Origin of the sequence: Paenibacillus sp. 203 (genome assembly GCF_037027525.1) — a bacterium.
Taxonomy (GTDB): domain Bacteria; phylum Bacillota; class Bacilli; order Paenibacillales; family Paenibacillaceae; genus Paenibacillus; species Paenibacillus polymyxa_B.
Genome location: NZ_JAXCHD010000018.1, coordinates 15,884 through 38,496, shown reverse-complemented (window position 1 = coordinate 38,496; position 22,613 = coordinate 15,884). Strand labels below are relative to the sequence as shown.

Below are 22,613 nucleotides of genomic sequence, written 5' to 3'. Positions count from 1 at the left end.
TATTATGATAACAGAGCAACAACTACTCGATTTTATGCGCGAGACCGCATACAAACCCATGACTTACCAGGAGCTGGAGCAGCACTTTGATATTAAGGATGCCGATGATTTCCGTGAATTTCTTAAGCTATTGAATGCCTTGGAGGAAGAGGGGAAAATTCTGCTGACCCGCACAAACCGTTATGGTGTGCCGGAACGAATGGATTTGCAGCGTGGGCGTTTGCAGGCTCATGCCAAGGGATTTGCTTTTCTGATTCCAGAGGACCGGGAGCACCCGGATGTATATATTCATGCTAACGACTTAAAGAGTGCGATGAATGGAGATACGGTACTGGTAAGAGTGACTTCGAAGGGACCTGCGGGTGGCCGATTAGAAGGCGAAGTTGTGCGGATCGTGAAGCGCGCAGTGCTTCAAGTAGTAGGCGTGTTTCAGAGCCACGAAGCATACGGTTTCGTTTTGCCGGATGATAAGCGTATTAACCGGGATATTTTCATTCCAAAAACAAGCTTCAATGGAGCTGTAAACGGTCAAAAGGTCGTTGTGCGTATTGTGAGCTATCCAGAAGGACGAGCAGCAGCGGAAGGCGAAGTGTTGGAGGTTTTGGGTCATAAGGATGATCCGGGCGTCGACATTTTGTCAGTTATTCGTAAGCATCAGCTTCCGGAAGCTTTTCCAGATGAAGTGACAGAGGAAGCCGAGAATGCTCCCGACGCGATTACGGAAGAAGAGATTGTACGTCAGGGACGGCGCGATCTGCGTGATAAGATCATTGTGACCATTGATGGTGAGGATGCCAAAGACCTGGATGATGCTGTCAATGTAGAGCGCTTGCCGAACGGAAACTACCGTCTGGGCGTTCATATTGCCGACGTAGGGTATTATGTGCGTGAGAACTCCAAGCTGGATCAGGAGGCATATAACCGCGGTTGTAGCGTGTATTTGGTTGACCGTGTCATTCCTATGCTTCCACATCGACTTTCGAACGGAATATGTTCTTTGAATCCACAGGTGGATCGACTGACTTTATCCTGTGAGATGGAATTCAATGAGCATATGAAGGTTGTAAAGCATGATATTTTCACCAGTGTGATTAAAACGAAGGAACGAATGACGTACACTAACGTTCGCAAAATCCTCGAAGAGGAAGATGCTGAACTGATGGAACGGTACAAGGATCTGATTGATGTATTCAGCACGATGAAGGAATTGGCATTGAAGCTGCGTGCTAATCGAATGCGCCGAGGCGCGGTTGATTTTGACTTTGATGAAGCCAAAGTGATTGTGGATAATGAAGGCAAAGCTGTCGATATTGTAAAGAGGGATCGTACGATAGCTGAACAAATTATTGAAGAGTTTATGTTGGCGGCCAATGAAACGGTAGCTGAACATTTCCATTGGCTCAAAGTACCTTTCTTGTACCGGATTCATGAGGACCCAGATCCAGAGAAGCTGCAAAACTTTATGGCTTTCGCAGCTAATTTTGGGCATCAGATCAAAGGTAGAGGAAATTCCATTCATCCGCGTGCGCTACAAACGTTGCTAGAAGACATTCAGGGTACGAAGGAGCAAACCGTGCTTAGCACGATGATGCTACGTTCGATGAAGCAGGCAAAGTATGATGCGGAGTCGACAGGACATTTTGGATTGGCAGCGGAGTATTACTCTCATTTTACATCGCCGATCCGTCGTTACCCTGACTTGGTGATTCACCGTGTCATTCGTGAGGTATTGGAGAATGGCGGGGCTTTAACAGCCGAGCGTCAGGAATATTTGACTGCACGTATGCCTGATATTGCGCAGCAATCTTCCGAGCGTGAACGCGTAGCTGTGGATGCAGAGCGTGATACAGAGCAGATGAAAAAGGCTGAATATATGCTGGACAAGGTCGGCGAGGAATTCGAGGGGATCATCAGCAGTGTAACCAGCTTCGGAATGTTCATTGAGCTCGACAATACAGTGGAGGGCCTGACGCGTCTGAGTGCGCTTACGGACGACTATTATCATTTTGACGAGCAGCATATGGCGTTGATTGGCGAACGCACCTCCAAGGTGTTCCGCATTGGGGATGAGGTTAAAGTTCGCGTCGCGCGTGTGAATATGGAAGATTACACAATTGACTTTGAACTTGTCGATATGAAGCAACGGCAACGCCGTGAACGGACTGGCGGTACAGGACAGGGTGGAGACTTTGCGCGTGGCGAGAGCCGTGGTAAAGGCAAAGGCCGAGAAGGGCGTGACCGCAAGGGCGGCAAGGACAAGACTGGCAAAGAGCGTAAAGGCGGTCATGATGTTACCGGGAAGCCAAAAGAAGCTGGCGCTGGTAACGGAGGGATTAGTACCGCAGGTCGTTCCGGGCGCGGCGGCGGAAACGGAGCTGGAACCGGCTCAGCTAGCAACTTCGGCTTTGGCAGTGGCAAGGGCGGATATAACTCGCCAGCATCCGGGGCAAGCAAGCGACGGAAGAAGACGTCTGCCAGCGGTATTTTCATCGGCGGAGCAGCTACACCAGGTAGTGATGCCAGACCAAACGGTGAAGGCGCAGCACGACGCAAGCGGAAGAATAAGGGCGGAAGTGGCGGCAATAGCACCGCGGGCTTTGTGCGGAAAAAGAAGAAGTAGGAAGTTAGAGTTTACTTACTTTGAAGGCTGGAGCTTCCATTGCAGTGAATGAAGCTGACTTTGAAGCATAGGTTATACGGGCGGTTTCTGTCTGCTGTATTGGATGGAAGCCGCTTGGTTTTAAGTGTGATATAAGTGCAGTTTGAAATGTAGAAGGCTTGACCTTTCTTGCTTTTACCATCTGAAATTTGTTACAATATATTTCTAGGTGGCTCTTTGTAGCCGGATTTTGATGCTTGGATTTCAAGAGTGAATTACGTTATTCATAAGGAGTGGTATTCATGGGTAAGAAGGCAGACGGGAAAGTGCTCGCCCAGAACAAAAAAGCTTCCCATGACTATTTTATTGAGGACACCTACGAGGCGGGCATGGTGCTTACGGGAACAGAAATTAAGTCTCTACGGAATGGTCGCTCCAATATAAGTGATGCATTTGCTACGATCCGTAATGGCGAAATTCATATTCACAATATGCATATCAGTCCTTTTGAGCAAGGCAATCGTAATAATCCTACCGATCCGACCCGTACGCGTAAGCTACTGTTGCATAAAGAACAGATTCGCAAGCTTATCGGATTGTCCAAACAGGAAGGCTACACGATTGTTCCGTTAAAGATTTATGTTCGCAATGGTTATGCTAAGCTTTTACTCGGACTGGGTAGAGGTAAGAAGCAGTATGATAAACGTGATGCTGCCGCTAAACGCGATGCACAGCGTGATATCCAACGTGCTTTGCGCGAGAAGCAGAAAATTGCAAGATAAGTTGCTGTATTATTGGGTATGGTACAAATTGCTTGGAGAAGTTACTTGTTCCTGTAATGGTGCTATTTTATAAGGCTTAAATAGCTTCATTTCGTTTCGTAATGACCTGTAATATGGTATACTAACGAAGTAGTCAGTTTTAAAGCTTTTAACTTTGTTCGAGTGTTGAATCCTAGGATTCAGCTTTTGATATTATGCATGCTTATGCTCCGGTATTTCCGGTTTTATCCGTGGAGCCCTTTTATAATAAGGGGGCGTTTATGGATTCGACGGGGATAGTTCGAGCATGGGTAGCGGGTAGTGGGGACGCGTCCGCTTCATCAACGCTAAAGCCTATTAAACGGCAAACAACAAAACAACTACGCTTTCGCAGCCTAAGAAACTGTGTGCGTGCTTCTACCCAGCATCGTCCATGTGACTGGGATAGGGGCTAACAAATAGTGGAATACGCTGTCTCATCTCCGCCTGCGGTGAGCTGAAGAAGATAATCAGGCTGACCCGAAGGGAATCCGGTGACAGGGAGTTTCTAGGGTGACATCAAAACTGTCACTACACCCGTAGAAGCTTATGTGTCGTTATCTTCGGACAGGGGTTCGACTCCCCTCGCCTCCATTTGAGTAAGACAAGAAAGCCATCAGCCAGTGATTCTGGTTGGTGGCTTTTTATTATGGCTCTAGTAATTGAGTTGAAGAGGTTTTACACAACTTGTAGCTTAAAGATATTTCTAAGTGTTCCGGCTGTTTTTTCTTTCACCTTTAAAAGCAACTCAAGCGTTCATCTTCTTTTCTTTCGAAAAGTATTGACACGGATAAGAAATTGTTATATCTTTATATCAAGATAAATGAATTAAAGATAAAACAACAGCGAACAGCGAATTATGAACAGGGAGGTATATACATGATCACCATTTTAGAAAGAATTAATCAGCTTGCAAAAAAAGCAAAAGAAGTTGGGTTAACTGAAATTGAAAAAATGGAACAAACGGATCTTCGCAAAGAATACCTTCAAATCTTTCGGGGCTCTGTACAAAGCATTCTCTTGAATGCTACGATTTATGATCCGAATGGAGACGATGTTACACCTGAAAAACTAAAAAAAGAACAGGCTCAAATCGCTAAACGATGAATTTAATTTTATCTAATATCTTTAATTTAATAATCTTTAAATAAATATAATGTGGAAGGTGATTTTTATGTTGGCAAGTGGATTGTTACTGGTACGTTTGGTGGTTGGATTGTTATTGGTGGGGCATGGAGCTCAGAAACTTTTTGGCTGGTTTGATGGCTATGGTCCAAAAGGTACTGGCGGTTGGATGGAATCGATCGGCATTAAGCCTGGAGTATTCATGGCAGTGTCTGCTGGGTTGATGGAATTGTTGGGAGGAGCTCTATTTGCTGTAGGACTACTCACTCCACTGGCTGCATTGTTGATTACGGTGACTATGCTTGGAGCAATTTTCAAAGTACATGGCCCAAACGGGATCTGGGCAACAGCTAATGGCTATGAATATCCGTTAGTTCTTATTGCAGTCGTAATTGGTATTGCGTTGACAGGAGCAGGTTCATATTCCATCGATGCATTACTTAGATAAAACATGATATTTAGGTCATTAAAAGTCATCAACAATAAAAAATAAAGGTTTCTACGATTAAAGGAGGGTTTCATATGTCACTTCAAACTACAGGTATCCATCATATTACAGCTTTTGCCGGTAATCCGCAGGAAAATGTCGACTTCTATGCCGGCGTCCTGGGACTTCGGTTAGTGAAGAAAACAATCAACTTCGATGCTCCTGAGGTCTACCACTTATACTTTGGTAGCGAGGCAGGAAGTCCTGGAACGATCATTACTTTTTTTCCTGCACCAGGAACTCCCAAAGGGCGAATCGGAGGTGGCCAGGTGGGCATAACCTCGTATGTAGTACCCCCAGGTTCACTTGATTTTTGGCAGCATCGTTTGGAAAGCTTTGATATTCAAGTTACGAAAACGAGCCGTTTTTCTGAACAATATCTTCAATTTGAGGATAATGAGGGCTTACGACTTGAGCTTGTCGAACGTGAGGAAGGAGCGAACAGTACTTGGTCTTACGGTGGTATTTCGGCTGATAAAGCAATTAAGGGGTTTGGAGGTGCTGTGCTATTTAGCGTCAATCCACAGAGAACGATGGATGCATTGGAGAGCATACTCGGATTTACGAAAATCGCTGAAGACGCCGAATATGCCCGTTATCAGTCCGTAGGAGAAATCGGCAACATCGTAGATGTTCCGCTCGCCAAAATGGGTTTAGGCTTTGGTGGAGCAGGCACGGTACATCACATTGCGTGGCGTGCAAAAGATTTTGAACAACATGAAGAATGGAGAAGCGCAGTCCAGCATTATGGATATCAGCCGACTCCCATTATAGACCGCCAATATTTTAATGCGATATATTTCAGAGAAGCAGGCGGTATCCTATTTGAAATTGCTACAGATCCACCGGGATTTGCTAACGATGAACCTACTGAATCTTTGGGACAGGAATTAATGCTGCCAGAGTGGTATGAACCGCAGCGGGCTCAAATCGAGGCGAATCTGCATCCTATTAAAGTGAGAACATTAACGGAAAAACAAAAGTAAGAAAAAGTTGCATATGACTCTTCCATAAGACAGCTTGCCGAGTTTGGCCTGCTCTCAGATGGAGGAGTCTTTTTATTACGGGAAAAATTCATGCGTTTCGTGTCCTTCCGGCCTCTTGCTACTCCACCAGCTTTTCAGACTTCACTAGCATTTCTCGTAACACATGAGCGACTCGACTTTTCCGGTTCGCTGCTTTCTTTTTTATCAAGTGTAATGATTTTTTGTATGCATGAGTATGGCTTTGATCGTAGAACTGTTTGGCTGCAATGCGTAGTGTTCTTCTTAATAACAGTGCTGATGAGCGTGTTAACCTAGAGCGGAATCCCCTGCGCAATACCCGCAATGTATTTTTGTAGGTCTCAAAATCCTCGGATGGAGGGATAAGGGCGAATAAATTTAACGAAGAGTCATTGAATCCGTAGGTTTCATACATGATTCTCAGATTTTCCGTATTTAACACGTTACCTCTAAGATAGGTTGGATGTTCCTGATGATATCCGACCACCTCTTTGATGCAATAAAAAGGGATTTTCAAGCGATGAAGTCTATAGCCAAGGTCCCAGTCCTCGAGTCCATAGAGCACAAACCGTTCATTGAAACCTCCAATACGAATCAAGTGGCTGCGTCTGATGGCTACACAACGAGTAACCAGCAGCATCCAGGGGGCTACGTCCGTTGAGGCAAATTGTTTCTGCGTATTGGGAGGAACCCTTGTGGGACTAACTACTTTAGACAGTGCACCCGTTTGGTGAAGGATATCTTCTGGGGTTATGATCGGAGTAATTTTGTTCGCTGCTTCATAGTTAGCATTCCATAAGTTGGATTGCGTAAGTATGTTGCGACATTGTTCTTTTTCTTCAGGGGAAAAGTCAGGGTAATAGTGGGTAAAAGCATCGTCCCACGAGTGAGGAATGCCTGAAAGCACGGACTTGGGATATTTACGGTGATAACGGCTCACGATCCTAATGAATTCCGGTAACACTACAAAGTCAGCGTCGCAGAAGATGATGTACAGCCCTTTTGCACGGCGCAGTCCCAAATTTCGAACGGCAGATCGACCGCGTTGTTCCTGATGTGACACATAGATAAGAGGATAGGATGCTTTGAAGCCTCCGACCATTTCTTTCGTTCCGTCTGTAGAACCGTCATCAGCTACAATGACTTCGAATAGTTGCTTTGGATAGGTTTGTGTCTCAAATGAAGCGAGTGTGAGCAACAATTGCTGGGCTCGATTATAGGTTGGAATGATGACGCTGTAGCGGATAGCCAATATGATCTCCCCCCCCACCATTCTTATTAGAAAACGCTTGAACAAGATAAATAATAACAATGTATTCAAGGATTTTAGCCTGGTCTAGTCAAACATCCCTCCAGGTTCGAAACAGGCTTGGTCTTATTACCGATATTAAGGTGGGGGTTCTGTATCTTCTGCTGTTTTGCAGGTACGTTCAGTGGTGTTATGTATGTGTAATCATGGTATTATGCATAGAGATGTAAAGTAAAAGCGAGGGCGCTTCCTATCCGCTGAAAGTCCACTCAGCATACAGAAACAAACATGAGATGAAATGGGCAAGTTATGGTAAACTATATAGAGTTATAGAAGACCTGAAAGAGGAGTACTATATGACACAATTTGTCTATAAGCAAATTATTGACGATCTCAAGATGAAAATTTTTGCTGGAAAGTTTGCAGATATGAGATTGCCAGATGAACGTAGTCTTAGTGAGACTTACCAGGTTAGTCGTAGTTCAATTAAACGTGCTCTGACTAAAATGGAGAATGTCGGAATCATTTTCAAAAAACAAGGTTCCGGGACATTTATTAATCCATTATACATAAGAAATGAATCTATCTTTAACTACGAAGGCTCTAATCTAGGAGTCACTGATAATTTTCAAATGCATGGTAAAAAGCCGAAAATCAAAGTATTGAGTTTTGAGGTCATTCCGCCAACAGAAGAGTTACAGCGCGATTTGTTCTTGGAGACTCATGATTTTGTTTACAAAATTGTTCGCTTACGTCTGTTTGATGATGATCCTTTTATGATTGAAACGGGCTATATCCCCATTAAAATTGTCCAGAATTTAAATCAGACAATTATCGAGGGGTCCATTTTTAATTATTTGGAAGACTCGCGGAACTTGGCTGTCACCAAATCTTTTTTATCCATTTTTGCAGAACCGTCTCAAGAGAATGATCAAAAGCTGCTACATTTAAATGAAAATGAGCCTGTAGGTATTATGGAAGGTGTGTTCTTTTTAGATAACGGTACGCCATTTGAGTTTTCTCATATGCGATTTCATTACAAATATTTGAAATTTAACACCTTTGTATCGGTTCACTAATGATAAGACTGGAGAATTCTCCGGTCTTTTTTTTATGGTTTTGAAAAAAGAATTGGAGTCTGCGATTGCCTCGTTTATTGCAAATTTTATTGGTTTATAATTCTATATATTTTAATGTAAGAGCTTTTTTACTGTCTTTTTAATTTATATTTCATAGTATGTTCAAAATTTCACAAAATTGGACCGTATCACTTGTGAAAAAGGTTGAATTTAATCAGCGTAGCGTTATGATGTACATGTAGATGAAATTTCCGGAAATAAATTACAAACAAAACTACTTAGGGAGTGGACACCATGTCGTTATCACCCGTGTTAGCAGATTATTCATCTAAAACATACTTAGAAAAACTTGATGCATATTGGCGTGCAACGAACTACATTTCGGTAGGTCAGCTGTATTTAAAAGATAATCCTTTGTTGAGAGAGCCTTTAAAAGATTCAGATGTGAAGGTTAAGCCTATTGGACACTGGGGCACAATTCCGGGCCAAAACTTTATTTATGCACATCTAAATCGTGTTATTAATAAATATGATTTGAGCATGCTTTACATTGAAGGTCCTGGTCACGGCGGCCAGGTTATGGTTTCAAATTCTTATCTGGATGGAAGCTACACTGAAATCTATCCGCAAATTACACAAGATATCTCAGGGATGAAGAAATTGTTCAAACAATTCTCTTTCCCTGGCGGTATTGCTTCACATGCTGCTCCTGAAACACCTGGATCTATCCATGAAGGTGGAGAATTAGGCTACTCCCTTTCTCATGGTGTAGGTGCCATTCTGGATAATCCTGATCTGATCTCGGCTGTTGTTATTGGTGATGGTGAAGCTGAAACAGGCCCATTAGCCGCTTCGTGGTTTTCTAACCGATTTATCAACCCCATCACAGATGGTGCAGTACTACCAATCTTGCACTTGAATGGTTTTAAGATTAGTAACCCAACGATTATGTCTCGTCAATCGAAAGAAGAATTGACCTCATACTTTAAAGGTTTGGGTTGGGAGCCGTTCTTTGTTGAAGGTGAAAATCCGGATCACATGCATCCAGAAATGGCGAAAGTATTGGATACGGCTGTCGAGAAGATTGAAGCTATTCAAAAGAATGCGCGTGAAAATAATGACCTTACTCGTCCGGCTTGGCCGATGATTGTATTCCGTTCACCTAAAGGCTGGACGGGTCCGAAGGAATGGGACAACGTGCCGAATGAAAATTCATTCCGTGCCCATCAGGTTCCAATTCCGGTTGATCAAAAAAATATGCAGCACGCACCTGCTTTGTTAGAATGGCTGAATAGCTATAGACCAGAGGAATTGTTCGACGAAAACGGTCGTTTAAACTCTGAGCTTGCTGAAATTTTGCCTACAGGCGATAAACGCATGGGAATGAACCCTGTTGCGAATGCGGGTAACCTCATTAAAGACTTGAAATTACCGGATTTCCGTAACTATACGCTGGATAATTCCGTACCTGGTAAAGTGATTGCGCAAGATATGTCGGTTTTAGGGAAATACGTTAAAGATGTGGTTGTCTTAAATGAAGAAAATCGTAATTTCAGAATCTTCGGACCGGATGAAACGATGTCTAACCGCTTGGCTCCTGTTTTTGAAGTAACCAAACGCCAATGGATGGACCAAATTATTGAACCTAATGATGAATTCTTATCATCCTATGGCCGCGTAATTGATTCTCAATTATCCGAACACCAAGCTGAAGGATTGCTGGAAGGTTATGTATTAACAGGTCGCCATGGTTTCTTTGCAAGTTACGAAGCCTTCCTGCGTGTGGTTGACTCGATGATCACCCAGCACTTTAAGTGGCTGCGTAAAGCAACGGATCAAGGATGGCGTGCAGATATCCCATCACTGAATGTCGTAGCAACTTCAACAGTGTTCCAACAGGATCATAATGGGTATACACACCAAGATCCAGGTTTGTTAGGTCATTTGGCTGATAAAAAACCAGAATTTATGCGGGAGTATCTGCCAGCGGATGCCAATTCCTTGTTGGCTGTTTTCGACACCATTTTAAACGACCGTCAAAAGATCAATTTGGTTGTTTCGTCTAAACACCCACGTCCACAATGGTTTACTGCTGATGAAGCGAAAGAATTGGTGGATAAAGGGTTGAAGATCATTGACTGGGCAAGTACAGATCAAGGTGGAGAGCCTGACCTTGTCATTGCTTCTGCGGGTACAGAGCCAACGATTGAAAGTTTAGCTGCAATTTCTATTTTGCATGAAAAACTGCCTGACTTGAAGATTCGGTACATCAACGTGGTAGATTTGCTGAAACTGAGAAGTCAAAAACTAGACCCGCGTGGATTATCCGACGCTGAGTTTGATCAATTTTTCACAAAGGATAAACCCGTTGTGTTCGCTTTCCATGGTTACGAAGGTCTGATCAAAGATCTGTTCTTTGATCGTCATAATCATAACTTGCATGTACATGGTTACCGTGAGAATGGCGATATTACGACACCATTTGATATGCGTGTATTGAATCAAATGGATCGTTTTGACTTAGTGAAGGAAGCTGTTCTCAACTTACCTGACGCTGGGAAGTACACCAACATTGTGGATGAAATGGATGCTACGATTAAGAAACATCATCAATTCATTCGCGAAGAGGGTATTGACTTGCCAGAGGTAGAGAACTGGGTATGGAATGGCTTGAAATAAAAATACAGACACTTCAACTTTGTGTTGGACAACCAAGCCATCAAGCATGAAGTGGAATATATGATTTGGTAGTGGTACAAGTGCCTGCCCCCTTGACTTCAAGTATGATTTCAATGGGGATCAGGCGCTTTTTGATTTAGTACACAGAGAACTTGGTAGGGAAGTTACGAGCTAGTGGGTATATACATATATAGGGAACGGAATGGAGTGGAGTGCTATATTTTGCCGGAGCTTTGAAGAGGTGATGTTATATGAGAATAGTAAAGGAGGCTGTAATTATGAACCAACAAATTCCGGAGAAGGTATTGAATGATGGCATTAAAGTGCCCGTCATTGGATTTGGGACTGCTGGAATTAAGGGTGCAGATGGAGTAAAGGCGATTACCGGCGCGATTGATGCAGGTTACCGTCTGATCGACACAGCGTTCAACTATGAAAATGAGGGTGCTGTTGGGAAAGCGGTCCAGCAGAGCTCTGTGCCCAGAGAAGAATTGTTGATTTGCTCCAAACTACCGGGTCGCCGACATGCTTACCAAGAAGCCATTGTAACGATCGAAGAGTCATTATATAGAGGAGGCCTGGACTATTATGATCTTTATCTGATCCATTGGCCGAATCCCCAAATTGATCGGTATGTTGAAGCCTGGCAGGCGTTAATTGAGGCGAAGAAAAGGGGCTATATCCGTTCCATCGGGGTCTGCAATTTTCTGCCCGAGCATAATGAACGTTTAATACGGGAAACAGGTGTCGCGCCGAGCTTAAATCAAGTTGAATTGCATCCATTGTTTAATCAGGAACATCAGCGTGCAAAAGATGCTGAACAGGGCATTGTGACGGAATCGTGGAGCCCCTTGGGGCGTGGTCACAGTATGCTGGAGAATGAAGAGATTGGGAAAATTGCTGCTGCTCATGGTAAAACCACTACACAAGCAATTTTACGTTGGCATATCCAACTTGGAGCAATTCCGATCCCTAAGGCCTCTTCTTTAAAACACCAAACGGAGAATCTGGATATTTTTGATTTTGAGTTGTCTCCAGAGGAAATGAACATGATTTCGGCATTTAGCAGTGAGGATGGACGGATATGGGGGCAGGACCCCAAGTCCTATGAAGAACTATAATCAGGAACAATAAAATAAAGGGGTTCAAAAATCTGTCGCGGGTTTTTGGACCCTTTGCTTTTATCATAAAACGAACACACATCCGAAAGTGATCAGTGGGTCAGTATATAGAGCTATGATGAACATTTTTTACCGGATTTGATGTATGATATGGTGGGATGTAGTCCTTTCGAAGGAGGTCATCATGGGAATTTTGTCGAGGTTTAGGGATATTATGAAAGTGAATGTTAACGCCTTAATGGATAAGGTGGGAGATCCAGAGAAAACCATTGACGATTATATGCGGAATTTGAACAGTGATCTAGGTAAGGTGAAAGCGGAGACGGTATCAGTATTGGCTGATGAGAGAAGGGCGAAAAGAGCACTGGATGAATGCAAAGCCGAGATCAAAAAGCTCCAGCATTATGCCAGTAAGTCTGTGGAAGCTGGTAATGAAGAGGAAGCTCGAAAGTTTCTGGAGAGAAAAGGTTTGCAGGCGGAGAAATTGGAACAATTACAAGCCTCCTATGATTTAGCTTCGACAAACGCCGTAAATATGAAGAAAATGCAGGAGAAGTTGGTGTCCGATATGGGGCAACTAGAAGCGCGGCACGCTGAACTTAAAGGGAAGATGGCGGTTGCCAAAGCACAGCAAGCCTTGAACTCTATGGGCAGCAAGAATTCTGCTTTGGAAGTTATGGAAGAGCAGGTGAACAGAGCGTATGATGAAGCGATGGCTATAGCCGAGCTTCGGGCAGGAACGAAGGACGACCTGGATGCCTTATTTGCACAATACGAGAAGAGTACGAATACAGAAGATGAATAACAGTATCTACATGAAGAGGTGAGCAGATGCCGGTTATCGAATACAAATGCCCCAACTGCGGCAGCGGCATGGTCTTTGACGGTGAGACAGGGATGTTATCCTGTCATAGTTGCGGAAGAGAGGACAATATTGAATCTATTCCTGATCCTCTGATAAATCGTATTTTTTCAGAAGATGAGGCTCATGAGTATCATTGTAATAACTGCGGAGCAGTGATTATGACCGAAGTGGAGACGAGTGCAACGGTGTGCAGCTTTTGTGGTTCTGCCGTGGTTCTTGGAGACCGACTGACCGGGAAGCTGGCTCCGGCGCAGGTTATTCCTTTTTCGATCAGTAAGGAAGAAGCCATAGTTGCTTTCAAAAAATGGTGCAAGAACGGCCGTCTGACGCCGAACCGGTTCATGATGGCAGACCGAATCAAGGGAATAACCGGGATGTATGTGCCCTTCTGGTTATATGAATTACATAATAAAATTGAGGTTCAAGGTGAAGGTACCCAAGTGAGAACCTATACGAGCGGAGACTACGAATATACGGAAACGAAGCATTTTGATGTATATCGGAAAATCCGTTTGAATTATGTAAAGGTTCCGATTGATGCTGCGGAGAAAATGAACGACGAGCTGATGGATAAATTGGAGCCTTTTCCATACGATCAGCTAAAACCCTTTAAAACGCCATATCTAGCAGGTTATATTGCGGAGAAGTACAGTTATAACGAAGAAGAGCTCTTCCCGCGAGTTAAAGAGAAAGTGAAGGAATATATTGATGCTTATATTCATTCTACGGTGTCGGAGTATACGTCCGTGAGTTATACGGAAAAGCAAATTGATACTACATTAAAACAAGCGGATTATGTTCTGCTCCCGGTATGGGTCATACACTATGACTACAATCAATTGGAGCATACGTTTGCTATGAACGGACAGACGGGCAAGGTAGTCGGTAAGCCTCCGATCAGCAAGTTCAAAGTAACAGCTTGGTTTGCAGGCATTTTCGGCATTACTCTCTTCTCATTAAGATTAATCACTTGGCTGATGATGGGAGGGGAATTCTATTGAAAAAGCATAGAGCCATTGTAGCCGTCTTGTTGTTCTTTGCTGTTTCTCTGGCAGTTCCTATGGAAATGAAGGGCGAACCAGCAACGACAGAAATGAAGCCATTGATTTATGATGAAGCGGGTCTGCTCAATCAGGAAGAGTATGATGTGTTGAACACTATGGCTAATCAATACGGAGCGGAAAGAGAAACGGACATTATTATTTATACTACTCTCAATCCCGACAATATGGATGTTATGAAAATGACTCAGGACTTTTATGATGACCATGGCCCTGGGTATGACAGATCTCATGGGAACGCGGTCATTTTAACGATGGATATGAGAAATAGAGAGGTGTACTTGGCCGGATTTTATAAGGCAGAACGGTATCTGGATGATGACAGGCTTACTAAAATACGCCATGAGATTAGCCCGGATCTGACGAACGGCAACTATGGGCTGGCATTTCAAAAGTATATTCTAAGCGCGCACAAATATCTGGCCATCCGTCCAGGGGTGAATCCAGACAGTATATTTTTTAAAGGATGGCTTCATTTGGCGGTAGCGCTGGGATTGGCGGCGTTGATCGTGGGTAAGATGGTTTCCAATTCTGGCGGTCGGGTTACGGTAAATCGGCAGACCTACGAGGATGCGAACGCTTCAGGAGTTCTGGAGCATCGAGATCAGTATCTTCACACAACGACAACGAAACGGAAGATTGAAAAGAGCAGCAGTAGCAGCAGCTCAGGTGGTGGTGGCGGAACTACCAGCGGCGGTCATTCGCATAGCGGCAGCAGAGGATCATTTTAACTGAGGATTTTGCAAAAATCCAATAAGCGACTTTCAATGAACAATATATAGATCGAAATGGTCTAGTTCGTCTATATATTGCACTTTGGAGCGACTGGAATCGAATTTTGCAAAATCCTGAACTGAAAGGATGGATACAGTATGGGATTCTTCAGAAATCAATTTGCAAATGTTGTAGAGTGGGAAGAATTTAGAGATGATATGATTTTCTGGAAGTGGAGTAATCGTGAAATTAAAAAAGGCAGTAAATTAATCATTCGCTCCGGTCAAGATGCGATTTTTGTAAATAACGGCAAAATAGAGGGTATTTTTGAGAATGAAGGGTCGTATAACATGGACTCTGACATTATTCCATTTCTATCGACATTAAAAGGGTTTAAATTTGGTTTTAACAGTGGCATGAGGGTAGAGGTCTTATTCGTTAATACGAAGGAGTTTACTGTCAAATGGGGGACGCAGAATCCAGTGCTGATCCCGACCCCCCAGCTGCCAGGCGGTATGCCGATCCGTGCCAATGGTACATTTAATTTTAAAGTGCACGATTATGTTACGCTCATCGATAAAATTGCTGGAGTGAAGGACAGTTATCTCGTTGAGGATGTGAAAATACGCATTACTTCAGTATTGGATCAGTTATTGATGAAGTGGATCAGCAGAGAAGGAAAGGACATGTTCAATCTGCAGGCGAATGCTTCTGACATTTCAAAAGGTATTCAAGAAGATCTGGATATGCAAGTGATGGACAATGGTATGACGATTACTGGCTTTCATGTGATGAGCTTCAATTATCCTCAAGAAATCCAAGATATGATTACGAAGACAGCCTCTCATGAAATGATCGGTAATCTGCAAAAGTACCAACAAGTGACGATGACGGACGGAATTGCATCGGGTAATGTAAAAGGCGGTGGTGCTGCCTCAGATATGGCGAGTATGATGATGGGGATGAATATAGCAAATGAAATGATGAAAAATTTGAACCCAAAGCCTTCGGCTGAGACTCAGCCTACACCAGCTGCCCCCTCTCCATCTGGAGACGGTAATAAGCCCAATTTTTGTCCGAATTGCGGTACAAAAAACGAAGGAGCTAACTTCTGTCCGAATTGTGGACAAAAATTGAACGGATAACCATAGCTACGACCAAGCTTCTTTATTTCGGAAAAGTTCCGACTGGGTCAAGCAATCCTGTAAGCCAAAAGGCAGTTGTCGCAGAGTATCTTCTGTGATGGCTGCTTTTTTATGTAGTTCGTTCAAGTATTTTCTTCATAAATCCGATTTATTGGATTGAAAAAGGTACTCAGGATAAGGTACTATAACTATATAGTATGCATTTATATTAACTAATTAGTTATTACATTAATAAACTATAGGTATAGGAGCAACGAAGATGACCAAATTCCAAGATCAAATCATTGCACGTTACAAGTTTGATGATGCAGAGAACGTCGGCAAAGATAGCTCAGGGCAAGGTAACGATGGGGTTGCTTCAGGCACAGTAACACCTACGATTTCCCATGCTACCGGTAGAGCAGCTTTGACGCTTGAGGGAGGCCCCAACGGTACATCGTATATCCAGCTTCCTTCCGATCTATTCAAAGATGTAAGCGATAACACCGGTGTGACGGTTACTGCTTGGGTCAACTTCGGCAGATTCACAGATATGTGGGAACGTGTCTTTGACTTTGGTAAAGCCCATACAGGGCCCTATATGTTCATGACACGGAATCTGCGCGGAACTCTTTTCACCGAGGTAGATTTGTCCGTAGACCCGGGAAGAGGTTTTGTCAGGGATGAGTGGATGCACATAGCCCTGTCTGTGATCGGCACGGAAGGCGGAACATTAAGCAGTGCGGGTCCGGTGGTATATGTCAATGGTGAGGTAGTAGCGGACGGTTCCATCAGTCAAACTTCCAGCGGCAACTATGCCAAGCTACGTAAATGGTTCGAAACGTTTACAGACTCGTCCAACTACAGCAATAATTTTATCGGTCGCTCCCAGCATGCAGTGGATGTAGACTTTGCCGGCTCCGTTTCAGACTTTCGAATTTATAAAGCAGGCCTGACGGCGGATGAAGTCATTGAGGTCATGTGCGATTCGTTGACAGATGAAGAGATCGTGAAGCTTGCCAGAGATAAATATTTGTCCTTTCCGACGACGATTGTAACCAAGGACATAACTTTGCCAACGGTTCTGATGGGCGGAAGAGTAGAAGTAACCTGGAAATCCAGCCAGCCTGGTATACTCTCTGACAATGGCCAGATTCAGGCGATTACCTCCGCACAAGGGGTTACCGTCACGGCTCTATTGACGAAGGGCTTAAGCCAGATTGAAGAGAGCTTTGAGGTATCCGTTCTTCCTGAACAGCTACCTCCGTATACGCTGACCATTCATGGAAATAAGGAAGTAGTGGATGTCAGTGAAGTGATGTACGGCTTGTTCTATGAAGATATCAATAACGCAGCAGATGGCGGGATTTATGCAGAACTCGTTCAGAATCGCTCCTTTGAATCTTTCGAGTTCGATACGTATTCCCATGCTTCCGGTGAATGCGGCTGCTCTACAGGACGGAACCGTAACCCGTTGTTCGCCTGGTCTGGTGATACGGATAAGATGACTCCACAACATAGCGGTGGATTAAATGAGTTTTTAGGCGCAAAAGACAAAGAAGTGAACTCTTATTATGTGACGGTAGCGGATGGTGCAACGATTCGGAACAAGGGCTTTTCGGATTCTAACCAAAATTGTGCCATGTCCATCCAAGAGGGTGCCAAATATGAGTTTACCATCTGGGCGAAGGCCGATTCAGAGGGCACAATCACACTGCAACTGCAAGACTCAAATGAAAAGGCTATTAGTGATTCGGTTACGATACAGGTGGAAGGCGGCAACACGTGGAAGAAGTACGGCATCGATTCCAAGCTTGTACTGACAGGCTCAGCTACGGTTCTCGGGCAGCTGGCGCTTACATTTGAAGGGGCCATTTCGGTTGATATGGTTTCTTTATTCCCACAAGATGTATGGGGCGCAGGAGAGGAAGAACAATCCCCATCGGCACATGCTAACTTCCAGGGTAATCCTAACTACCGACTGAGAAAAGATTTGGTGAACGCACTGGTTGGCATGCATCCGAAGTTTTTGCGGTTTCCAGGTGGTTGTATTTCCGAGGGTTCATTTATATGGGAAAACGTATACGATTGGAAGGAATCGATTGGGGATATCGAGCTGCGCAAGGAAAACTTTAATGTATGGGGCTATATGATGACCATGGGTCTTGGTTATATGGAATATTTCCAGTTGGCAGAAGACCTGAATGCAGCTCCGCTTCCGGTTATGGCCTGCGGCGTGCTCTGCCAAGCCCGCTCGGATTATGCTCATCCCGCTGGAGGCGCATTGAGAGAATACTATATTAAGAACTTTACGGATCTGATCGACTTTGCGATTAGTGTGGATTTTGAACATAATGAATGGGCTGCTATGCGTAAAAAAATGGGCCATGAAGCTCCGTTCGATCTGCGTTATTTGGGTGTAGGTAACGAGAACTGGGGCACAGAGTTCTTTGCCAACTTTGAAGTGTTCAAGACATCGATTGATGAGTACATGGAGAAAAACTATCCGGGTTATGAGCTACACATCATCTCCACGGTTGGCGCTCAAGCAGACGACGATACATATCAGCAGGGCTGGAAGTTCTTAAGCGGTAATATGACCGGTTCGGCTAAGGTTGCTTTTGCAGATGGTAACCAGGTGACGGAAGAAACGGTAACCTGGTATGAGAAGCAAAAGGACTATATGGACACCATTGCAGATGAGCACTATTATCGTTCTAACGAGTACCTGCTGAATAACGTGGACCGCTATAACTACTACTACAGAGCTTATAATGCGGACGGCAGTATAAATTGGAAAGCAACATCAAAGGTTTTTGTCGGGGAGTACGCCTCAACGGATAAAAATACATTGGCAGGCGCTGTAGCAGAGGCAGCGGTGATGACGGGCTTTGAAAATAATGCCGATGTCGTTCGGTTGGCTGCCTATGCACCGCTGTTTAACAAGGTGCTGACAGATGGAACCTACAGATGGACGCCAGACTGCATCTGGTTCGATGACGAAACGGTGTGGTTTACGCCGAACTACTATGTACAGCAAATGTATGCTAAATATTTGGGGAATAAAGTATTGAGCACTTCTTTCTCTACTTACAAAAACGGCAAGCCAACGGATCTCATTCCTCAGGGGGGAATTGAAATTGCAACAGGCAATGCCGAGGTTATGATTAAGCGTGTGACTGTTACTTCCAACCAGGACGGCAGTGTGCTGCTAGATCAAGACTTTACCCAGGGATTGGATTCGGCTTGGCAGGTCATTCCCGGTTCTGTGGGATCTACGGTGGAGGAAGGTAAGGGGCTTGTGCTCAAAGCTCAGGATAGCGGTCTGAATGGTCTGTACATCTTGAACGATAGCTGGGGCAATTACAAGGTAGAGGTGGTCGCTTCCCGTATTTCCGGCACGGACGGCTTTTATGTGGGTGCGGGTCTCACCGATATTTCTGCGGAGAAAAAGGACGTCGTTGAATACGCGATCGGCTATGGCGGCAAGGCTACCGGCGTGAAGGTTTACAAGCAGGGCATAGAAGGCTACACATTGGGTGACTACTCTTCCAGTACAGCGGCAGGTAACTTGAGAGCAGCTAGCTATGAAGAGTTGGCTGACAACACGGACTACACCATAACAGTGAACTACGGCGGTGAAACGGGTAGTAATCTGATTTGCTCATACACCGACGGCGAGACAAGCAGCAAGGTGCTGGACTACAAGCTGGAGGCTTACAACAGAGACGTGTTCAACTCGGTAACCCAAGATGCTGAGCATGTATACGTGAAGCTGGTGAATGCCGACAACGTGGATAAGGTAATACAGCTGAATCTACAAGATTTGAGTGTTGAGTCCATCGCTAAGCTGGTTACACTAACTGGCGATTCCTCGCTTGTTCATGTACCTAACGTGAACAAGAAGAATGATGAGAAGGTAATGCCTACCGAACAGCAGATCACGCTTCAGACGGATTCTGTCCTCTTAGACTTACCGGCCAACTCGTTAAATGTGCTGGTGCTGGATCTTAAACCTTTTCTCGCTTAAAAACAAAAAGGGGTGTCCCAAGTAGCCGGTTTATGGCTTTTGGAACACCTCTTTTTTCTATGAATAGAGTCGGAATGTTGAGTTGATTTCCCCGAAGGGCATTACTGCGTGCTTCTGTTTACCAATTCACGCGGGTTGATGCCATCGTCTATCGTTAGCGGGGTAGGGGCTCCCGTAGCGATTCGCTCCCAGGGCACCATTTTAAAGTTCTGATTCAACTTTTTGCCATTTTGAAGATTTTCGTCATCTTGTGCAACGAAGATACCATGCGGGAAATTTTTGCCTAATCCGTAGCCAAGAACATCAATACCGTCTGTGACAGATGTACCATCAACGGTAGGGCTCGCGCTAATCGTGAAGTTGCTTATATATGCATTGTCTCCTTGTCGTTCATAGATCGCATAGCTGCTGTTTCCTTGGCTGGAGGCCATGAGGTACCCTTTGCCATCTTTACCGTAATACAATGTAAGTCCCTCTATGTCATCGTGAAGTCTGCGCCCATCTGCAATATCCACACGTCGCAGCGGCTCGGTTGAAACGTCTGGCTCCGCACTATACTTCCAAATAGCGTAATCCTCTTCAGCGATGTAGATCGTACCATATTCATCATCAGCAACCATGCCTTCGGATTGCGTATTCAGCTTGAACTGGCGGACAAGCTTACCTGCAATTTTGCCGCTTCCGTCGTCAGTCAGCTCATATTGCTCAAATTCACCCTCTTTGCCCAACACGAGCGCGTAAAATTTATCTGTCTTGAGGCTATGGTATAAGCTGAATCCGTACACTTCTTTCATAGATGCTTTAATAGGTTTGCCAACCACGTTGGTCAGCTTTCCTGATGCACCGTCAATGGAAAAGATATCGATCGTGTTGTTGGTTCGATTGGTTGCCCCTGCGATATCAATTTTTTTGCCGCCCAATGTGAAACCGTAACGAAGATCCACGTTATTCATTTTTCCGACCTTCATGTTTTGCAGTTGCTTACCTTCCAGATCATAGACTAAAATCCCGCCGCCTTTATTGGTTGCTAAAATTCTACTTTTCTCCGGATCGACCGGGTTGAGCCAGATTGCAGGGTCGTCGGCTGCGTCTTCTCCATCCTCCACAGCTTCTGTTTCGGCAGAGGGGATCACCTTATAGGTGGGAACTGCGTCCTTAGGATCTGCATATTTGCTGTTCTCTGCTTCAAGCGCTGTAATAAGTTTTGTAGGAAGATATACATTTCCATTCATCATCTTAATTTCCCGGTCCGCTTTTCCGCTTAGTCCAGCTAGACGATATTGTTTCTCACCCACTGTAAAGGTCCCGACAATGCCATTTTTCAGCTTGACCAAAACAGACTGGTCATCACTGTCCCATGTAATTGTCGCCCCCATTTTATCTGCCTGTGTTCGTAGTGATGCATACCCGGATGGCTGAATGTCTGCCGCATGGGTCAGTTCTGGTGATACCAGAATCCCCGTTAACATGGCTAATAATGCTAGTTTAGTTGACTTCATATGTATGCCCCTTTTCCGAAGTGAAAATGATATAACCGACTCAGTATAAAGCGAGAATATCAAAAGGATACAATGAAAATGTAAAGAGAATGTAAAGGAGGTGTAAGCATTCAATGGACTGGTTTCCAGTATTGTTGTCTGTAATTCTTGGGAGACATTCCGAATTTTTCTTTAAAGCATTTGGAGAAATAGCTTGCTTGGGAGAATCCCGTTTCCTCCGTAATTTGTTGGACAGACCAGTCAGTTTGCAGCAAAAGACTGCGTCCTTGATCTAGGCGATAATCCATTAAATACTCAAGCGGTGTGCGCTGGAAAGCGACCTTCATGCATCTGGCGAGATAGTTCTGATGTACGTGAAAATGGGTCTCCAAATCTTTATTGGTGATTGTATTTTTGTAATTCTGTTTTAGGTATATTTCGATTTGTTCCGCCAACTTAGAGGAGCTGTCTTTATTATTCTGATCATACTCCAAACTCTGGAAAACACTCGCAAACGTCTGTTGGGCCTCCCATAGTGCCAGTTTTCTAGGTTTTAAAGTAGAGGCTAGTAAATAGTCTAATTTCGAAAATAGCTCATGTGGATTCACCACTTTTTGAATTTTGGGCAAATGAATGGTCGTATGTTCTGAATGAAAGTGCAGCTCGGGAATGGGGGTGCTGGGTATAATAGGATTGGGCGAGGATTGTGCGCACCACATGCTATTGGTTTGAAAATGGAACCAGTAAAAGGAGGTTTGTTCTGTACATGCCTCAATGGGAAAATGATGTTTATCCGGTTCAAGAATGAGAGCGTAATTTTTAGTTACCTTCCACACTTCGTCCTCTTCACCAATGTGCAGCAATCCTTCTTTAATGATTATTACGTCAAAATAACCCAGATTATACCTATTCGGATGCCAATCCCCTTTTTGATATGTAGTAAAATTCCCCTCAATGAAATAAGGCAGCGGAGGGACAAGGAAGGATAGAAAGTCTGTTTTGCTCATGGAAGCCAGCTCCTTTGTGTGTGAAATCGTATAAGTTTTAGTTAAAGATCGCGATTTTTTTTATAAATTCAGGTTGATAAAATAAGGACTGTAGCAAGGGGAGCTCAGGCTAGCTTGTACGATATTATCATTACTTTATCCTTATTTTCTCAAAAATGAAAGCGTTCTATTTCCAGGAAGGGATGTTTACC

Annotated in this window: 16 protein-coding genes and 1 other RNA gene; 14 read left to right on the top strand and 3 right to left on the bottom strand. The window is 44.1% G+C overall.

Annotated elements, in window-relative coordinates; genetic code table 11:
• Positions 1 to 4: 4 nt before the first annotated feature.
• The 6 genes from rnr to WA407_RS24995 all read left to right on the top strand — a co-directional run bounded on the left by rnr (position 5) and on the right by WA407_RS24995 (position 5,997).
• Positions 5 to 2,620 (top strand): ribonuclease R, encoded by a 2,616-nt coding sequence (gene rnr / locus WA407_RS25020; RefSeq protein ID WP_336078645.1) that lies wholly within the window; start codon positions 5 to 7, stop codon positions 2,618 to 2,620.
• 281 nt (positions 2,621 to 2,901) lie between these two features.
• Complete coding sequence (gene smpB / locus WA407_RS25015; protein WP_013308270.1) at positions 2,902 to 3,381, top strand: SsrA-binding protein SmpB; 480 nt, start codon at positions 2,902 to 2,904, stop codon at positions 3,379 to 3,381.
• Between the two features lie 250 nt (positions 3,382 to 3,631).
• Positions 3,632 to 3,996, top strand: a transfer-messenger RNA (tmRNA) gene (gene ssrA, locus WA407_RS25010).
• Between the two features lie 282 nt (positions 3,997 to 4,278).
• Positions 4,279 to 4,506, top strand: coding sequence for a DUF896 domain-containing protein (locus WA407_RS25005; protein ID WP_336078644.1), 228 nt, complete (start codon positions 4,279 to 4,281; stop codon positions 4,504 to 4,506).
• A 67-nt stretch (positions 4,507 to 4,573) separates the two neighbouring features.
• Positions 4,574 to 4,972 carry a DoxX family protein gene (locus WA407_RS25000; protein ID WP_336078643.1) on the top strand — a complete coding sequence of 133 codons (399 nt, stop codon included), beginning with the start codon at positions 4,574 to 4,576 and terminating at the stop codon, positions 4,970 to 4,972.
• Between the two features lie 74 nt (positions 4,973 to 5,046).
• Positions 5,047 to 5,997 (top strand): ring-cleaving dioxygenase, encoded by a 951-nt coding sequence (locus WA407_RS24995; protein ID WP_254329927.1) that lies wholly within the window; start codon positions 5,047 to 5,049, stop codon positions 5,995 to 5,997.
• A 118-nt stretch (positions 5,998 to 6,115) separates the two neighbouring features.
• Here WA407_RS24995 and WA407_RS24990 read toward each other — a convergent pair whose 3' ends face one another.
• Positions 6,116 to 7,267 carry a glycosyltransferase family 2 protein gene (locus WA407_RS24990; RefSeq protein ID WP_254329925.1) on the bottom strand — a complete coding sequence of 384 codons (1,152 nt, stop codon included), beginning with the start codon at positions 7,265 to 7,267 and terminating at the stop codon, positions 6,116 to 6,118.
• 353 nt (positions 7,268 to 7,620) lie between these two features.
• Between WA407_RS24990 and WA407_RS24985 the strand changes: the two genes are divergently transcribed.
• The 8 genes from WA407_RS24985 to WA407_RS24950 all read left to right on the top strand — a co-directional run bounded on the left by WA407_RS24985 (position 7,621) and on the right by WA407_RS24950 (position 19,937).
• Complete coding sequence (locus WA407_RS24985; RefSeq protein ID WP_023986502.1) at positions 7,621 to 8,343, top strand: GntR family transcriptional regulator; 723 nt, start codon at positions 7,621 to 7,623, stop codon at positions 8,341 to 8,343.
• 294 nt (positions 8,344 to 8,637) lie between these two features.
• Entirely contained in the window at positions 8,638 to 11,022 is a 2,385-nt protein-coding gene (locus WA407_RS24980) for a phosphoketolase family protein (RefSeq protein WP_336078642.1), read from the top strand.
• Positions 11,023 to 11,300: 278 nt separating this feature from the next.
• A complete protein-coding gene (locus WA407_RS24975) occupies positions 11,301 to 12,143 on the top strand; it encodes an aldo/keto reductase (RefSeq protein WP_336078641.1) in 843 nt (280 codons plus the stop codon).
• Positions 12,144 to 12,327: 184 nt separating this feature from the next.
• The gene (locus WA407_RS24970) at positions 12,328 to 12,948 is read left to right on the top strand and encodes a PspA/IM30 family protein (RefSeq protein WP_336078640.1); all 621 of its coding nucleotides are present in this window, start codon (positions 12,328 to 12,330) and stop codon (positions 12,946 to 12,948) included.
• A gap of 26 nt (positions 12,949 to 12,974) precedes the next feature.
• The gene (locus WA407_RS24965) at positions 12,975 to 14,009 is read left to right on the top strand and encodes a hypothetical protein (RefSeq protein WP_061830225.1); all 1,035 of its coding nucleotides are present in this window, start codon (positions 12,975 to 12,977) and stop codon (positions 14,007 to 14,009) included.
• Positions 14,006 to 14,800 (top strand): TPM domain-containing protein, encoded by a 795-nt coding sequence (locus WA407_RS24960; protein WP_336078639.1) that lies wholly within the window; start codon positions 14,006 to 14,008, stop codon positions 14,798 to 14,800. The genes WA407_RS24965 and WA407_RS24960 overlap by 4 nt, the downstream gene beginning before the upstream one ends.
• 141 nt (positions 14,801 to 14,941) lie before the next feature.
• Complete coding sequence (locus WA407_RS24955) at positions 14,942 to 15,928, top strand: SPFH domain-containing protein (protein ID WP_254329916.1); 987 nt, start codon at positions 14,942 to 14,944, stop codon at positions 15,926 to 15,928.
• A 259-nt stretch (positions 15,929 to 16,187) separates the two neighbouring features.
• Positions 16,188 to 19,937, top strand: coding sequence for an alpha-L-arabinofuranosidase C-terminal domain-containing protein (locus tag WA407_RS24950; RefSeq protein ID WP_336078638.1), 3,750 nt, complete (start codon positions 16,188 to 16,190; stop codon positions 19,935 to 19,937).
• A 101-nt stretch (positions 19,938 to 20,038) separates the two neighbouring features.
• On the opposite strand, the gene WA407_RS24945 is transcribed toward WA407_RS24950, so the two are convergent.
• Entirely contained in the window at positions 20,039 to 21,436 is a 1,398-nt protein-coding gene (locus WA407_RS24945; protein WP_336078637.1) for a phytase, read from the bottom strand.
• 110 nt (positions 21,437 to 21,546) lie between these two features.
• Positions 21,547 to 22,422: a helix-turn-helix transcriptional regulator gene (locus WA407_RS24940; RefSeq protein WP_061830230.1), complete on the bottom strand. Its 876-nt coding sequence runs from the start codon at positions 22,420 to 22,422 to the stop codon at positions 21,547 to 21,549.
• Between the last annotated feature and the right edge of the window lie 191 nt (positions 22,423 to 22,613).

Excerpts from the sequence above, each read along its gene's own strand:
- rnr (WP_336078645.1), top strand. The coding sequence starts at position 5 with ATGATAACAGAGCAACAACTACTCGATTTTATGCGCGAGACCGCATAC.
- smpB (WP_013308270.1), top strand. The coding sequence starts at position 2,902 with ATGGGTAAGAAGGCAGACGGGAAAGTGCTCGCCCAGAACAAAAAAGCT.
- WA407_RS25005 (WP_336078644.1), top strand. The coding sequence starts at position 4,279 with ATGATCACCATTTTAGAAAGAATTAATCAGCTTGCAAAAAAAGCAAAA.
- WA407_RS25000 (WP_336078643.1), top strand. The coding sequence starts at position 4,574 with ATGTTGGCAAGTGGATTGTTACTGGTACGTTTGGTGGTTGGATTGTTA.
- WA407_RS24995 (WP_254329927.1), top strand. The coding sequence starts at position 5,047 with ATGTCACTTCAAACTACAGGTATCCATCATATTACAGCTTTTGCCGGT.
- WA407_RS24985 (WP_023986502.1), top strand. The coding sequence starts at position 7,621 with ATGACACAATTTGTCTATAAGCAAATTATTGACGATCTCAAGATGAAA.
- WA407_RS24980 (WP_336078642.1), top strand. The coding sequence starts at position 8,638 with ATGTCGTTATCACCCGTGTTAGCAGATTATTCATCTAAAACATACTTA.
- WA407_RS24975 (WP_336078641.1), top strand. The coding sequence starts at position 11,301 with ATGAACCAACAAATTCCGGAGAAGGTATTGAATGATGGCATTAAAGTG.
- WA407_RS24970 (WP_336078640.1), top strand. The coding sequence starts at position 12,328 with ATGGGAATTTTGTCGAGGTTTAGGGATATTATGAAAGTGAATGTTAAC.
- WA407_RS24965 (WP_061830225.1), top strand. The coding sequence starts at position 12,975 with ATGCCGGTTATCGAATACAAATGCCCCAACTGCGGCAGCGGCATGGTC.
- WA407_RS24955 (WP_254329916.1), top strand. The coding sequence starts at position 14,942 with ATGGGATTCTTCAGAAATCAATTTGCAAATGTTGTAGAGTGGGAAGAA.
- WA407_RS24950 (WP_336078638.1), top strand. The coding sequence starts at position 16,188 with ATGACCAAATTCCAAGATCAAATCATTGCACGTTACAAGTTTGATGAT.
- WA407_RS24945 (WP_336078637.1), bottom strand. The coding sequence starts at position 21,436 with ATGAAGTCAACTAAACTAGCATTATTAGCCATGTTAACGGGGATTCTG.
- WA407_RS24940 (WP_061830230.1), bottom strand. The coding sequence starts at position 22,422 with ATGAGCAAAACAGACTTTCTATCCTTCCTTGTCCCTCCGCTGCCTTAT.